Here is a 15,198-nt window from a genome sequence, read left to right as displayed (position 1 = left end):
TTCCTTTTCAAGTGGATGACAGGGGGAATACGCGTGAGACCGCGAAATGGATGAAATTTTTCTTGGAAAATTTGATCCGCTGCGCGCGGTCGCGCGTAACCTGAATATGATCGAAACCGCCACCTTCTCGCGCCCCAAGGACAGGCCGCCTATTGCGGTACGCGCGTCCGCGCGTCATGTCTTGTCCATGACGCGTGAAAAACCCACCGGGGCCCAAGACGAATGGACGACGTACTTGTTGCGCATCCGCGACGAGCGGGACGAGGCCGCGTTCATCGCGCTGTTCCGGCATTTCGCGCCGCGGGTTAAGGCTTTTTTGATGCGCTCTGGCACGGATGCGAGCCTCGCCGAGGAGTGCGCCCAAGAGGTCATGACCGCCGTCTGGCACAAGGCCGCGCAGTTCGATCCGGCGCGCGCATCGGTGGCCACGTGGATCTTTACCATTGCCCGCAACCGCAAGATTGACGCCCTGCGCAAACAGCGCCGCCCCGAACCCGAAGACCTGCCGTGGGGCCCCGAAGCCGAGCCGGACCAAGCCGAGGTTGTCGGCCTTCGGCAGGAATGTGAACACTTGGGGCAGGCGCTGTCTGCCCTGCCCGATAAACAACGGGATTTGATCGAAAAAGCCTACTTTGGCGATCTGTCGCATCGTGAAATCGCCGATGCTACGGGTCTGCCGCTGGGCACAATCAAATCACGTATTCGACTGGCGCTGGATCGCTTGCGCCATGCCATGGACCCGAAAACATGACGACAATTCACCACCACCTGACCGACGATTTGCTGATGGGGTACTCTGCCGGGACCCTGTCTGAGGCCGTTAACCTAATTGTGGCCACGCATGTTTCGCTCTGCGATGACTGCCGCGCCGGGCTGGCATCTTATGATGCGATCGGCGGCGCGCTGCTGGACGAATGCGCCGAGTCGGTGTCTGACGACTGTTTGTCCGGCGCGCTCGCCGCGATCCGTAGCGAAGCCCCCATTGAAGTGCCCCTGCCGGTCCGAGATCCTACGGTGCCAGCACCTTTGGCCGGATACATCGGCGGGGCGTTGTCGGATGTGAAATGGCGTCCCGTAGGTATGGGCGTAAAACAGGCGATCCTGAAAACCTCACCCGAGGCCACCGCGCGCCTTTTGTACATTCCCGCAGGGACCGCTGTGCCGGACCACTCTCACAACGGGTTGGAGTTAACCTTGGTTCTTAAAGGCGCATTCGAGGACCAAGAAGGCCGGTTCGCCCGTGGCGATATCGAAATCGCCGACGACGACGTTCAGCATATGCCCGTCGCCGACATCTCTGAGGATTGTATCTGCCTGGCGGTGACAGACGCGCCCTTGCGGTTCAAAGACTGGCTGCCCAGATTGGCGCAGCCGTTCCTGCGGATTTAATGCGGCGCGTTTCGGATCATTCATTAAGGTGAATTAAAAAAGGGCAGGCTTAGCGCCTGCCCTTTCCCATTTTACTTGCGCTTTTTGGGCGGCATCAGGTCCGTGATCGTACCCTCGAACATCTCGGCGGCAAAATTTACCGTTTCCGAAAGCGTCGGGTGCGGGTGGATCGTGTGGCCGAGGTCGACCGCATCTGCGCCCATCTCGATCGCAAGCGCACATTCTGAGATCAGATCGCCCGCGTTGGTGCCGACGATACACGCGCCAATGATGCGGTCATCTTCGGGGTCGAACAGCAGTTTGGTCATGCCCTCGCTGCGCCCATTGGACAACGACTTGCCCGACGCGGCCCAAGGGAAAACACCCTTTTCGAACTTAATGCCCTTGGCTTTCGCCTCGGTTTCCGTGACGCCGCACCACGCGACCTCTGGGTCTGTGTACGCCACCGACGGGATCAGCTTGGCATCAAAGAAGCGTTTCTCACCGGCACAGACTTCGGCAGCGACTTTCCCTTCGTGCACGGCTTTATGTGCAAGCATGGGCTGGCCGACCACGTCACCGATGGCAAAGATATGTGACACACCCGTGCGCTGCTGATTGTCCACGGCGATAAAGCCACGATCATCTACCGCAACACCGGCTTTGTCTGCGCCAATCAGCTTACCATTTGGTTTACGGCCCACAGCCACGAGAACCTTATCGAAAGTATCGTTAAAGCTCTCGCCCTTGTCGTCCTCAAAGGTCACTTTCATGCCCTCGTCGGTGGCCTCAACTGCGGTCACCTTGGTCTTGAGGAAGATGTTTTCGTAACGACCCTTAATGCGATTCATCAGCGGCTTGACGATGTCCTTGTCTGCGCCGGGGATGATCTGATCCATCAGCTCGACCACCGTGATTTTCGCGCCCAAGGCGTCGTAAACACAGGCCATTTCCAAACCGATGATCCCACCGCCCAACACCAGCATCCGTCCCGGCACATCGCGCAGCTCAAGAGCGCCGGTGCTATCGATCACGCGATCGTCCTGCGGAATAAAGGGCAGGTCAACCGGCTCTGACCCTGCGGCAATGATACATTGATCAAAGCTAACAGTGGTTTTGCCGTCCGGGCCTTCGACCTCGATCATATTGGGGCCAGTAAAGGTACCAAAACCTTTGATGGTTTGGACTTTTCGGCCCTTCGCCAGCCCATCCAGACCGCCCGTCAGCTTGCCGACCACGTCATTCTTGAAGGCGCGCAGTTCATCAAGGTTAATCTCAGGCTTCGCGAAACTGACACCATGCGCGGCCATTTCCTCAGCCTCGGTGATGACCTTGGCGACATGCAACAGAGCCTTTGACGGAATGCAGCCGACGTTCAAACAGACCCCGCCGAGCGAGTCGTTCTTTTCGATCAAAACGGTCTTTTTGCCAAGATCCGCGGCGCGGAAAGCCGCCGTATAGCCGCCTGGGCCAGAGCCCAGAACAACAAGCTCTGCGTGCACATCGCCAGGTCCAGAGGCAGTCCCAGTTGCGGCCACCTGTTTGGGTGCCTCTTTGGGGGTTTCCTCGACCGGCGCGTCGTCCGCTTCGGCGGCTTCGATCACCATGATGACGGTCCCTTCGGACACCTTGTCACCTTCGGAGACTTTGATTTCCTTGACTTTTCCAGCCGCCGGCGAAGGCACTTCCATCGTGGCCTTGTCAGACTCCAGCTCGATCAACGCGTCTTCTTCGGCGACGGTGTCACCCACGGAAACCAGCACAGAGACGACCGGCACGTCGGTAAAATCACCGATATCGGGTACTTTGATATCCATTGTTTTCACCTCACCACATCAACTTACGCATGTCGCCAAGCAGCGTCTTGAGCGTCACGCAAAAGCGCGCGGCCAAGGCCCCATCGACGGCACGGTGGTCGTAGGACAAAGACAGCGGCTGCATGAGACGCGGCACGAACTCTTCACCGTTCCAGACGGGCTGCATTTTCGAGCGCGTGAGGCCCAAAATCGCCACCTCGGGCGCGTTAACGATTGGGGTAAAGGAAGTGCCGCCAATCCCGCCGAGCGAGGAAATGGTAAAGGTCGCGCCCTGCATGTCCTTGGATTTCAGGTTGCCTTCGCGGGCCGCGGCGGACAGTTCCATCAACTCTTTAGAAATCTCAACAAGACCTTTCCGATCGGCGTCTTTGATGACCGGAACCATCAGGCCGTTCGGCGTGTCAGCGGCGAAACCGATGTTGTAGTAGGACTTCTTGATCAGCTTGTCGCCATCCGGATGGATGGAAGAGTTGAACTCCCAATGCTGTTTCAACGCCGAGACACTGGCCTTGATGACAAAGGACAAAAGCGTCACCCGGTAACCATCTTGCTTGGCCTGCGTGTCCATCTCTTTGCGATAGGCGTCGAGCTCGGTGATGTCCGCTTCGTCGTTGTGGGTGACATGCGGAATGTTGAGCCAAGAGCGGTGCAGCGCCGGGCCAGAGATCTTTTTGATCCGGGGCATTTCGACGTTTTCAACCGGGCCGAACTTGCTGAAATCCACGGTGGGGATTGGCGGAATACCCATGCCGCCCTGCGCCGCGCCCGATGCCGGGGCAACAGTGGTTTTCATAGCTTTTTCAACATCTTCACGCAAGATGCGCCCCTTGCGGCCGGTGCCATTCACCGTGTTCAGGTCGACCTCAACACGGCGCGCAAACGCGCGAACGGACGGCGATGCGTGCACCTTGGAAAAGCCCGCGTCCGTCTTTGGTGCGGGTGCGGTCTCTGCCTTGGGCGCGTCTTTTGGCTCTTGCTTGGTCTCAGCTTTCGGCTCTTCCTTGGGCGTTTCGGCCGCCGCATCCGAGGCTTCGACGATCAGGATCACGCTGCCTTTGGACACGGTATCGCCCTCGGCAACCTTGATTTCCTTAACCACGCCAGCGGTCGACGAGGGCACTTCCATCGTCGCCTTATCGGACTCGAGCTCTACGATCGGGTCTTCTTCGGCGATGGTGTCGCCTACGCTGACCAGAACCGTCACCACCGGAACGTCGGTGAAATCGCCAATGTCGGGGACTTTAACTTCGGTTGTCATAATCTTTCCTCCTGTCCCCGGTCACACGAGCCGCGGGTTCGGCTTGCCGCCGTCGATGTCATATTTGTTCATAGCTTTTTCGAGGTCCTTGTCGCTGACCAGACCTTCGCGCCATAGGTCCACCATCGCGGCCCCCGCGATGTGGTTCGCATCCACCTCAAAGAACCGGCGCAGGTTCACACGGCTGTCCGAGCGGCCAAAGCCGTCGGTGCCCAGCACCGTGTAACGCCCTGGCACACAAGCACGAATCTGCTCAGCGTAGTTCTTCATATAATCGGTCGCCGCGATGAACGGACCTTTGACCCCGTCAAGCAACTGCGCCACGTAAGACGTCTTTTGCTCGGCGAAGGGGTTCAGGCGGTTGTGGCGGAACACATCCTGACAGTCGCGCGCCAATTCGTTAAAGGACGTCGCCGACCAGATATCAGAGCTCACGCCGAAATCCTCTTTCAGCATTTCCGCGGCCTTGATCGCCTGCACAAGGATCGTGCCCGACCCCATCAAGTTTACGTGCTTTTTCGCAGGCTTAGCCGTTTTGGACATGCGGTAGAGACCCTTGATGATGCCCTCTTCGGCGCCCATCGGCATCTCGGGATGCTGATAGTTTTCGTTCATCAAGGTTAGGTAAAAGAACACGTCCTCTTGATCGACGAACATCCGCTTCATGCCGTGCTGAACGATGGTCGCGACCTCGTAGCTAAAGGTCGGATCATAGCTGATGCAGTTCGGGATCGTCCCCGCCAGAATATGGCTGTGGCCGTCTTCGTGCTGCAACCCTTCGCCGTTCAGCGTGGTCCGTCCGGCGGTGCCACCCAGCATGAAGCCACGCGCGCGGCTATCGCCCGCGGCCCAGGCAAGGTCGCCGATCCGCTGGAACCCGAACATCGAATAGTAGATGTAGAAGGGGATCATCGGCACGCCGTGGTTGGAATAGGCCGTCGCAGCGGCGATCCAATCGGCCATCGCACCCGCTTCGTTGATGCCTTCCTGCAAGACCTGACCGTCCTTGCTTTCCTTGTAGTACATCATCTGTTCGCGGTCTTCGGGCGTGTAATTCTGCCCGAGCGGGTTGTAGATCCCGACGCTGCGGAACAGACCTTCCATGCCGAAAGTCCGCGATTCATCCGGGACGATCGGGACCACGCGTTTACCAATTTTCTTGTCGCGCAGCAGGGTCGTCAGCACGCGAACAAACGCCATGGTGGTCGAGATTTCGCGGTCACCCGTCGACTGAAGCTCCTTTTTAAAGGCCTCCAGCTCGGGGATTTCCAGCTTTTCGCTTTGGGTTTCGCGCTTGGGGAAAGAGCCGCCCAGATCCTTGCGCCGCTCGGCCAGATAGGCCTTTTGCGCGTTGTTCAGGCTGACAAAGGGAATGTCCTTGTCCAGCTCTTCGTCGGTCACAGGAATCTGGAACCGGTCGCGCATCGCCTTGAGCTGATCGAGCTGCATCTTCTTTTGCTGGTGGGTGGTGTTCTGCCCCTCACCGGCGGTGCCCATGCCGTAACCCTTGACGGTTTTCACAAGGATAACAGTGGGTTGGCCTTCGGCCTCGGTCGCGCGTTTAAAGGCGTTGTAGACCTTTTTCGGGTCGTGTCCGCCACGACGCAGCGCCCAGATTTGATCGTCGGTCCAGTCTTTGACCAGCTCGGCTGTCTCGGGATATTTGCCAAAGAAGTGCTTGCGGATGTACGCACCATCCTTGGATTTGAACGTCTGGTAGTCGCCGTCGATGGTCTCATCCATCAGTTGGCGCAGCTTGCCAGAGGTGTCCTGTTCCAGCAGTTGATCCCAGCCCTTGCCCCAAAGCAGCTTGATAACGTCCCAGCCCGAGCCGCGGAAGTTGCCTTCGAGTTCCTGAACGATTTTCGAGTTGCCGCGCACCGGTCCGTCGAGACGCTGGAGGTTGCAGTTAACCACGAAGATCAGGTTATCCAGCCCTTCGCGCGCCGCCAGATGGATCGCGCCGAGGCTTTCGGGTTCGTCCATTTCGCCGTCACCGAGGAAGGCCCAAACCTTGCGGTCCTGCTTTTCAATCAGCCCACGATTTTCGAGGTACTTCATGAAGCGCGCCTGATAGATCGCCATCAGCGGGCCAAGACCCATCGAAACGGTCGGGAATTGCCAGTACTCGGGCATCAGCCACGGGTGCGGATAGGACGACAGCCCGCCGCCGGCGACCTCGGAGCGGAAGTTCTTCAGCTCTTCTTCGCTGATCCGCCCTTCCATAAAGGAGCGCGCGTAAATGCCGGGGATCACGTGGCCCTGAAAAAACACCAGATCGCCGCCGTGGATCGCGGATTTGCTGCGCCAAAAATGGTTAAGACCCACGTCATACAGCGCGGCGGACGAGGCGAAGGACGCAATGTGCCCACCGTATTCGGAGGATTCCTTGTTGCGCTTAACCACGGTTGCCATGGCGTTCCAACGGTTAATGGTGCGGATGCGCCATTCCATCTCGCTGTCGCCGGGCATGTCGACTTCGTCATCCGGCTGGATCGTGTTCTGATACGGCGTGGTCGAGGAAAACGGCAAACGCGCCCCGGCGGCACGGGCCTGTTGGATCGCTTTATCAAGCAGGAAATGCGCCCGATCCGCGCCATCGCGCTGAATGATGTCTTCGACGGCGTCCTGCCATTCCTGGCTTTCGACCGGGTCGATGTCTTGGGGGGTATTCTTCATATGCCCTCTTCCCTTGGTCTGCGCCATATGGCGCTAATTGGTTTAAAGCTAAACCATTGACGTTGGAGCGAGGGGAAGATCACTGTTCACCGATCTCCTCCCCAGGCTCGGCTAAGCTTGTCATTGGTGTACCAGTGCGCACAATTCAGAGGCAGACGCCCAAACGCATAGCTTTCATGCGCAGCGCGCATACCAATGGTTCAATATTAAACAATACCTCACAGGAGGCATCTGGCGCGCAAGTTTGTTACCCGCGCCTTGGTGTATCAGCTAGGGCGATCCATGCAGGCTGTCCACAAACGCGCCGCCAAAGCGTAATCGCCCGCAGCGATTCCCCGGAACATGAATGCGCGCGGCCCCGCCGAAACAGGCACCCCGCGCGCCACAAGATCGGTCAAATCGCCGGTAATTTGGGTTAACGGCACGACAGGCGTGGGCATGGCCTCTTCTTGGGCGCGGTCGTCCACGACCACCGTGTCAAAGGCGGACAGCCCCTCGGGCATCCACGGTTTTGCGACGTCCGTGATGATCGCCAGAGCACCGGGCCGCATCCGCCGCGCGTCCAGAAACGGCGCGCCGCAATAGGTGATTGTGATCGAGGAGACGACGATATCGGCGTCCAGCGCCTCTTGGGGCGAGTCACAAACAGTGGCCTCCAGGCCCATGTCCTCTGCCATCGCGCACAACAGATCTATGTTCGACTGCCCGCGTCCGTGCACGCGAATTTTTCGCAAGGGGAACAGCCCGGCGAACAGCGCCAGATGCGAGCGGGCCTGCACCCCCGTGCCAACAAAGCTGATCTGTGACGCCTGCGGATCGGCCAAACGCAGCGCCGCAACCGCCGACAGCCCCGCTGTGCGCACCCCGGTGATCCATTCGGCGTCCATCAGCGCAAGGCATTCGCCGGTCTGCCCGTCCAGCACCATGATCGCCCCTGTGATCGACGGAAGGCCGCGCGCGGGGTTCTCGGGACAGACTGTAACCGCTTTGACCACCGTCAAATCCGGCCCCTGCCCGGTCGCGAGCGTCGTCATCATATACCGCCCATCGCCCGGTTGGATCACCGATTTCGGGGTGGTGATCAGCCGCCCTTCAGCCTTGTCCATCACCGCTTTTTCAATGGCTCGGACCACATCCCTCGGGCCGACGCCCAAGGATTTCAGGGCATCATCGCTTAGGATCTGGGGCGCAAAGGGCATGTCAGTCTCCGGGGTTGGTCAGGGGCACCGTCGGCGCAGCTTCGCCTGCCATCTCCTCAAAGTCAAAGTTGTCCAAACGGCGGGCGCGCTTGCCAGCCTTGTCAGCGCTGATCTTGATGTCTTCGATATCCTTGGACGCCTGCGCAAAGTGCCGATCAAGGTTCGCGACCCGCGTTCCCAGACGATCCACGTCGGCGTAAAGCAAGTGTAACTCGCGCCGGATCGCGCCCGCCTGCTCGCGCATCCGCGCGTCTTTCAGCACCGCGCGCATGGTGTTCAGGGTTGCCATGCAGGTCGTGGGCGAGACGATCCAGACGCGGCGATCAAACCCTTCACGCACCAATTCGGGAAAGTTCGCGTGCAGCTCGGCGTAGACCGCTTCGGACGGCAGGAACATCAGCGCGCCGTCGGCAGTTTCGCCCTGCAAGATATAGCGATCAGCGATGTCGCGGATGTGCTTGCGCACCGACAGCCGCAGCATCTGCGCGGCGCGGTTCAGCTGCTCTTGGGTCTGGGTGCGGCGCAGCGCTTCGTAGCCTTCAAGCGGGAATTTCGCATCGACGACAATGGGGCCGGGGGGATTGGGCAGGTGAATCAGACAGTCCGCGCGCCGCCCGTTCGAGAGGGTCGCTTGCAGCGTGTAGCTGTCAGACGGCAGTGCCTTGGACACAATGTCGTGCAGCTGGATTTCCCCAAAGGCGCCGCGCGTCTGCTTGTTCGACAGGATGTCCTGAAGCGACAGAACATCGCCGGACAGCTTGGTGATATTGGCCTGCGCCTTGTCGATCACTTGCAGGCGTTCTTGCAGTTCCCCCAAGGACTTAGCCGTGCGGCGGGCCGAGCCATGCAGGTTCTCCGTCATCTGGTTCTGCACCTCGGCGAGGCGCTGTTCCATCAGTTGCAACATGGCGGTTTGGCTGTGCGCCTGCGCTTCGGAGACGTGATGCAGACCGCCCGCCAGCCGTTCCTGACCGTCGGCCAAAGCGTGCACGCGTTGCCCCAAAGCCCCCATCTGCCGCGCCAAGGGTTCCACCGCACGCGCGGATCGCGCCGCCGCACGGGCCGAGATCAGCAGCAGCAAAAGCACCAAAGCACCAAGGGCCAAAGCCGCCAGCGTCAGCGGATCGTTCAGCGATAAACTAACCTCTCCGATCTGGATCATGTGCGGCCGAACAGGCGTTCGATGTCGGACAGTTTCAGTTCGACATAGGTGGGGCGGCCGTGGTTGCACTGGCCGGAATGGGGCGTTGCCTCCATCTCTCGCAGCAGTGCGTTCATCTCTTCGGCGCGCATCCGGCGGCCCGAGCGGATCGAGCCGTGGCAGGCGACGCGGGACAGGATCGCTTCGATCTTTTCCTTAACCAGTTGGCTTTCGCCAAGGTCGGACAGCTCATCGAGGATGTCTTCAATCAAGGCTTTAGCATTGACCTCGCCGAGGATCGCAGGGGTTTCGCGCACGGCAATGGCACCACCGCCGAAGGCTTCGATGGTTAATCCCATGGTGGTCAGATCGTCTGCGACAGACAGGATGCGGCTGCAATCGTCGGGCGACAGGTCGATCACTTCGGGGATCAACAGCGCCTGCGCGGCGACGCCGTTTTGCGCCATCTGCCCCTTGAGCTTTTCATATACAAGACGTTCGTGGGCGGCGTGCTGATCGACGATGACGATCCCCGTCTCGGTCTGCGCAATGATATAATTTTCATGCACTTGGCCGCGCGCCGCGCCCAGCGGAAGGTGCTCTACCGGCTGCTCTTGGGGCTGCTCGACAACCTCGTCAAAGGTCCGGCCCGAGTAGGTGTGACCGAGGTCGGCAAAGCCTTGCTGCGGCGCAGAGCTGTGCATCGGCATGGGGGCCTGCGCCTGATAAGCGGCGGTGCGCGCGCCCAGCGACGGGCGATCCATTTGGTAAACGCGCGGCGGCATCTGCATCGGTTCGGGCCGCATCGCACCCAGCGTATCGCTGGCCACGGTCGACGACGCGCGGTGCCCCGCCTCGGCCAAGGCATGGCGCAAACCAGACACAATCAGCCCGCGCACGACGCCGGAATCGCGGAAGCGGACCTCGGATTTCGCGGGGTGAACGTTGACGTCGACCTTATGCGGATCACAGTCGACAAACAGCGCCACGGCGGGGTGGCGTTCACGCGACAGGAAGTCCTGGTACGCGCCGCGCAGCGCGCCGATCAGCATCTTGTCCCGCACGGGCCGCCCGTTCACGAACAGGTGCTGCGCCACGGCGGTGCCGCGCGAATAGGTCGGCAAAGCGGCATATCCGGTCAGGCGAAAACCTTCGCGTTCGGCATCAATCGGGATCGCGTTTTCGATGAATTCCTTGCCCATGACGCGCGCCAAACGCCCCCGCAGAGCGTCGAACAAATCGCCGCTTTCGGGGTCGACACTGAACGTCACGCGATCACCGCCGCCCGACACATCGCGCAGGGTAAAGCCCACCGAAGGCTCGGCCATGGCGAGACGTTTGATAACATCGCCAATGGCTTGGGTTTCGGCCCGGTCGGTGCGCAGGAACTTCAGACGCGCCGGCGTCGCGTAGAACAGATCGCGCAGGGTGACCACTGTCCCGGCGTTCAGCGCGCAGGGTTTGACGCCGGACATGACGCCGCCTTCGACGCTGAGTTCAGCGGCATCGAACCCGCGCGCCCGGCTTTGGATCATCAAGCGGCCAACGGCGCCCAGCGACGGCAGCGCCTCGCCACGGAAACCAAAGGAATGAATGTCCAGCAGGTCGGTGCCATCAATCTTGGACGTGGCATGGCGCGACAAGGCCAAGGGCAGCTCTGCGCTGGTCATCCCGCAACCGTCATCGGTCACGCGGATCAAGGTTTTGCCCCCGTCGGCGATCTCTAGCCCGATACGGCGCGCCCCCGCGTCCACGGCGTTTTCCACCAGTTCCTTGACCGCAGAGGCAGGCCGTTCGACCACTTCACCGGCAGCAATCCGGTTAATGGCGGCATCGTCCAGCTGACGGATGGTCGGGCGCATATTGGGGGCATGTTCATTCATGCCACTAGACCTAGCAGGCCACGCGCGATTCTGAAACGGGTCGAATGCAGCGAAAGGTTAAGACATCAAACTGAGGCATGCCGCCACAGAAAGCAAGATATGAACAAAAGTCGCATACTCAGCGTTACATTCTTGCGTTAATAATTTGTTAGCCACTCAGGAGACTGTACCATGCTTGTTCCGCTTATCATGTTCGAAACCATCTCTGCGACCTACGGCGACGCCTTTGCCAAGATGTGGTTCCGCCCCGTCTCGCTGGTCAAGCGTTAAGAGCCTGTCGCCGCAGCGTACCAATCGCGGATCGCGGCGCGCTCGCTCTCTTCCATATATGACAGGTTTGCGGGCGGCATCGCGTGCCCCAAACCGGCCTGAAGGTAAATCGCACGGGCATTCGCCGCGATTTGCGCCTCTGTTTCCAGACGCACGCCCTTGGGGGCCCAATAGAGGCCATCCCAGCCCGGCTCGGACGCGTGACACATGGAACACCGCCCCAACACGATATCGTAAACGTGGTCAAAGCCTTCGGCTTGGGTAAAGCGCAGAGCCGCTTCGCCCTGCGCCTCTTCTGGCTCATCGGCGCGGAACATCGGTGCCGTGGACAGCCACATGATCAGGATGAACAGGATCGCCGTCGCGAGCCATGTCCAGGTCGGCTGGCCTTTGCGCGCGTGCATCGTGTTGAAATAGTGGCGGATCGTGACGCCCATCAGGAACACGAGGCTGGCAATGATCCAGTTGTACTCAGTGGCGAAGGCCAGCGGGTAGTGGTTCGACAACATCAGGAAAATAACCGGCAACGTCAGATAGTTATTGTGGGTCGAGCGTTGCTTGGCGATCTTGCCGTATTGCGCATCGGGGGTGCGCCCGGCGATCAGATCAGCCACCACGATTTTCTGGTTGGGGATGATGATCATCGCCACGTTGCCGGTCATGATCGTCGCGGTAAACGCCCCGAGATGCAGCATCGCGGCCCGGCCCGAGAACACCGACGTGTAGAAATACGCCATGATGACCAGCACGACGAACAGCGCGACCATCAAGACCGTCTGGTTCGACGCTACAAAGACTTTGCAAAGCGTGTTGTAGACCACCCAGCCCAGCACCAGCGAGGCGATGGAAATCGACACAGCCTGCCACGTCGCCAGATCTGCCACGTTCGGGTCAACGAGGTAAAACTCTGCCCCGAAATAGTAAACGACGGTCAGCAGGGCAAAGCCTGAAATCCACGTCCAATAGCTTTCCCATTTGAACCACACCAGATCCGACGGCATTGAGGACGGCGCCACGAGGTACTTCTGGATGTGGTAAAACCCGCCGCCGTGGACCTGCCATTCTTCGCCATCCGCGCCGCTCGCCAGATTGCGGTCGCGGTGCAAACCAAGGTCCAAGGCGATGAAATAAAACGAAGACCCGATCCAAGCAATCGCGGTGATCACATGCAGCCAGCGGACCGCAAATTCCAGCCAAGCGCCCATGGCGGCAAGATCATACATGGCAAAGCTCCTTTTTGCCCAAGCTATACGGGGCGGCATTTCAATGATAACCCTGATAATCCGTAGAGACTTTCAAACAGACCAGAAAAAACGCTCATGGCCTATGTGAACAACATCCGCATGTTCGTGCGTGTCTATGAATTGGGCAGCATGTCGGCGGCGGCGCGGGATCAGCGGACCTCGCCCGCGGTGGCCTCCGCGCGGATTGCCGAGCTGGAGCGGCACTTGGGTGTGCGTTTGTTCAACCGCACGACGCGGGCGCTGCACCCGACAGAGCACGGGCGCATGTTCTATGACGGCGCGCGCGGCATTCTTGAGGCAATCGAAGACGCCGAGGGCAACGTGATGGAGGCCACGCAAAGCCCGCGCGGCACCATTTACGTGGCCGCGCCGTTGAACCTTGGGCGGCGGATCATCGCGCCTGCCGTGGTCAAGTTTCGTGACCAGTTCCCCGAGATCGACGTGCGCCTGCGGCTGTCGGATCGGTCGGTGGACGTGACTGCCGAGGGTTTGGATTTAGCGTTTCATCTCGGGCCTTTGGCGGATAGCGACCTCAAGGTTCGGATGATCGCCGATTGCCCCCGGATGCTGGTGGCCGCGCCGTCCTATGTCGCCGCGCGGGGGATGCCCGAGGATGGCGCAGCGCTGGTGCGTGACCGTCATGCCTGCCTGAACCTGCGGTTTCCCGGCGCGCAAGAGTTTCAATGGACCCTGCGCACTGATGACGGCCCAAGGCGGTTCGAGATCAGCGGACCTTTGGAGTCGGACGACGGCGATGTGCTGACCGATTGGGCCTTGGCGGGATGCGGTATCGTGTTGAAACCGCGGTTTGAGATCGCAACGTATCTGACCACAGGCGCTTTGGTGCCCGTGGCCGCGCAGACCCCGCCCTACCCCGCGCAACTGGCGTGCCTTTCGCCCTCACGCAAACACCGCGACCCCAAGGTGCGCGTGTTCAGCGACTATATGATTGATGTCTGCCGCAGCGCCCTGCGGGAAGAATTGAACGGTTAAGGGAACTTTTCGGGCTTTAAAACATTCCATTACCCGAATGGAACGGAAATGGAGTCTTAAAATGTTCAGCCGAACAAGCCCCTCCACCGGCAAAGGTAAACCCGAGGTCACGGGCTTTTACGATCAGGACACCGGGTCGATCATGTATGTCGCCGCCTGCCCCGAGACGCGCAAAGCGGCGCTGATCGACGTGGTAATGGACTTTGACCCCCAAGCGGCGCGCACGCGCACTGACAGCGCGCAGGAAGTCTTGGATTTCGTTACGGAACAGGGCCTTACGGTCGAATGGGTGCTGGACACGCACCCCCACGCCGACCACTTTATGGCGTCCAACTGGTTGAAACAGCAGACCGGTGCGCCGAACGCCATTGGCGCCAAGACCCACCAGATCGCCGATTTGTGGCGCGAGATTTACAATCTGCCGGATGCTTTCGACGTCGACAGCGACTTTGATCGGCTGTTCAACGACGGCGATACGTTCACCATCGGCAATATGGACGTAACGGTTCTGCTGTCTCCGGGACACACGTTAGGGTCTATTACTTACGTGGTTGGCGACGCGGGTTTTGTTCACGATACCTTCATGCACGTGGACAGCGGCACGGCGCGGGCGGATTTTCCCGGTGGCTCGTCCGCCGATCTCTATGCCTCGTTGATGAAAATCTTGTCTCTGCCGGACGAGACGCGCCTGTTTGTCGGTCACGATTATCCGCCTGTCGGAGACCGCCAAGACCCCGCATGGGAAGCCACCGTCGCCCAGCATAAAGCGGACAACCCGCACATCGGTGGCGGTGTGTCCGAGGCCGATTTTCGCCAGCTGCGCGACACCCGCGACGCCAAGTTAAGACTTCCCGACCGGATGCTGTATGCCTTGCAGTACAATTTGCGCGGCGGACAGCTTGCACCGGCCCAGGGCGATGGTCACTCTTACTATAAGATTCCCGCAAACAAATTCTAAGGAGCGCCCAATGAAAACCGAAGAAGTCGGCCGATCCACTCTGGAAACATGGACCGTGGATGAGGTCCAAGCCGCTTATTCCAAAGGGGAAATCGTCCTGATCGACGTGCGCACCCCGCAGGAATACATGTTCGAACACATCCCCGGCGCTTTGCTGCTGCCCATGGCGTTCCTTGAATGCGCGTCCTTGCCGGGACAGTCCGACAAGCGCATCGTGTTCCACTGCGGCTCTGGCGTGCGGTCCGAAAAAGTGGCGCGCAAGTGCATCGAAGAAGGCTTTGCCCGCATCGCCCATATGGAGGGTGGTTTCGGCGCGTGGAAAGGCGCGAATAAGCCTTACATGGGCACCAATATGGCGACCGGCGCGCCCCAGATGGTGAAATGAAAA

General features: G+C 59.9%; 12 protein-coding genes. 5 read left to right on the top strand and 7 right to left on the bottom strand.

From position 1 onward, the window contains the following. The first annotated feature begins 187 nt into the window (after positions 1–187). Together B9A11_RS09680 and B9A11_RS09675 are read left to right on the top strand one after the other, a co-directional pair. On the top strand, positions 188–751 hold the full coding sequence (locus tag B9A11_RS09680) for a sigma-70 family RNA polymerase sigma factor (RefSeq protein WP_058248229.1): 564 nt from the start codon (positions 188–190) through the stop codon (positions 749–751). Next, the gene (locus B9A11_RS09675) at positions 748–1,389 is read left to right on the top strand and encodes a ChrR family anti-sigma-E factor (RefSeq protein ID WP_058248188.1); all 642 of its coding nucleotides are present in this window, start codon (positions 748–750) and stop codon (positions 1,387–1,389) included. Before B9A11_RS09680 ends, B9A11_RS09675 begins: the two co-directional genes overlap by 4 nt. Positions 1,390–1,460: 71 nt before the next feature. Here B9A11_RS09675 and lpdA read toward each other — a convergent pair whose 3' ends face one another. The 7 genes from lpdA to B9A11_RS09640 all read right to left on the bottom strand — a co-directional run bounded on the left by lpdA (position 1,461) and on the right by B9A11_RS09640 (position 12,838). Beyond that, positions 1,461–3,185, bottom strand: a complete 1,725-nt coding sequence (gene lpdA, locus B9A11_RS09670; protein ID WP_186009205.1) for a dihydrolipoyl dehydrogenase — start codon at positions 3,183–3,185, stop codon at positions 1,461–1,463. Positions 3,186–3,195: 10 nt separating this feature from the next. Beyond that, complete coding sequence (gene aceF / locus B9A11_RS09665) at positions 3,196–4,443, bottom strand: dihydrolipoyllysine-residue acetyltransferase (RefSeq protein WP_058248186.1); 1,248 nt, start codon at positions 4,441–4,443, stop codon at positions 3,196–3,198. 21 nt (positions 4,444–4,464) lie between these two features. Next, positions 4,465–7,122 carry a pyruvate dehydrogenase (acetyl-transferring), homodimeric type gene (gene aceE / locus B9A11_RS09660; RefSeq protein WP_058248185.1) on the bottom strand — a complete coding sequence of 886 codons (2,658 nt, stop codon included), beginning with the start codon at positions 7,120–7,122 and terminating at the stop codon, positions 4,465–4,467. A gap of 266 nt (positions 7,123–7,388) precedes the next feature. Then, complete coding sequence (locus tag B9A11_RS09655; protein WP_058248184.1) at positions 7,389–8,321, bottom strand: ornithine cyclodeaminase family protein; 933 nt, start codon at positions 8,319–8,321, stop codon at positions 7,389–7,391. A gap of 1 nt (position 8,322) precedes the next feature. Further along, a complete protein-coding gene (locus B9A11_RS09650) occupies positions 8,323–9,483 on the bottom strand; it encodes a DNA recombination protein RmuC (protein ID WP_058248183.1) in 1,161 nt (386 codons plus the stop codon). Then, positions 9,480–11,345: a DNA mismatch repair endonuclease MutL gene (mutL, locus tag B9A11_RS09645; RefSeq protein ID WP_058248182.1), complete on the bottom strand. Its 1,866-nt coding sequence runs from the start codon at positions 11,343–11,345 to the stop codon at positions 9,480–9,482. The genes B9A11_RS09650 and mutL overlap by 4 nt, the downstream gene beginning before the upstream one ends. Positions 11,346–11,611: 266 nt before the next feature. Then, positions 11,612–12,838 carry a urate hydroxylase PuuD gene (locus B9A11_RS09640; RefSeq protein WP_058248181.1) on the bottom strand — a complete coding sequence of 409 codons (1,227 nt, stop codon included), beginning with the start codon at positions 12,836–12,838 and terminating at the stop codon, positions 11,612–11,614. Positions 12,839–12,934: 96 nt separating this feature from the next. On the opposite strand from B9A11_RS09640, the gene B9A11_RS09635 reads away from it, so the two are divergent. The 3 genes from B9A11_RS09635 to B9A11_RS09625 all read left to right on the top strand — a co-directional run bounded on the left by B9A11_RS09635 (position 12,935) and on the right by B9A11_RS09625 (position 15,195). Further along, a complete protein-coding gene (locus B9A11_RS09635; protein ID WP_058248180.1) occupies positions 12,935–13,852 on the top strand; it encodes a LysR family transcriptional regulator in 918 nt (305 codons plus the stop codon). 61 nt (positions 13,853–13,913) lie between these two features. Continuing rightward, positions 13,914–14,810, top strand: a complete 897-nt coding sequence (locus B9A11_RS09630) for an MBL fold metallo-hydrolase (protein WP_058248179.1) — start codon at positions 13,914–13,916, stop codon at positions 14,808–14,810. A 10-nt stretch (positions 14,811–14,820) separates the two neighbouring features. Next, positions 14,821–15,195: a rhodanese-like domain-containing protein gene (locus tag B9A11_RS09625; protein ID WP_058248178.1), complete on the top strand. Its 375-nt coding sequence runs from the start codon at positions 14,821–14,823 to the stop codon at positions 15,193–15,195. The last annotated feature ends 3 nt before the right edge of the window (positions 15,196–15,198 follow it).

It is taken from the genome of Tropicibacter naphthalenivorans, from assembly GCF_900176475.1.
GTDB classification, from domain to species: domain Bacteria; phylum Pseudomonadota; class Alphaproteobacteria; order Rhodobacterales; family Rhodobacteraceae; genus Tropicibacter; species Tropicibacter naphthalenivorans.
The sequence above is the reverse complement of the archived record's forward strand: the minus strand, read 5'-3'. Positions and strand labels throughout refer to the sequence as shown.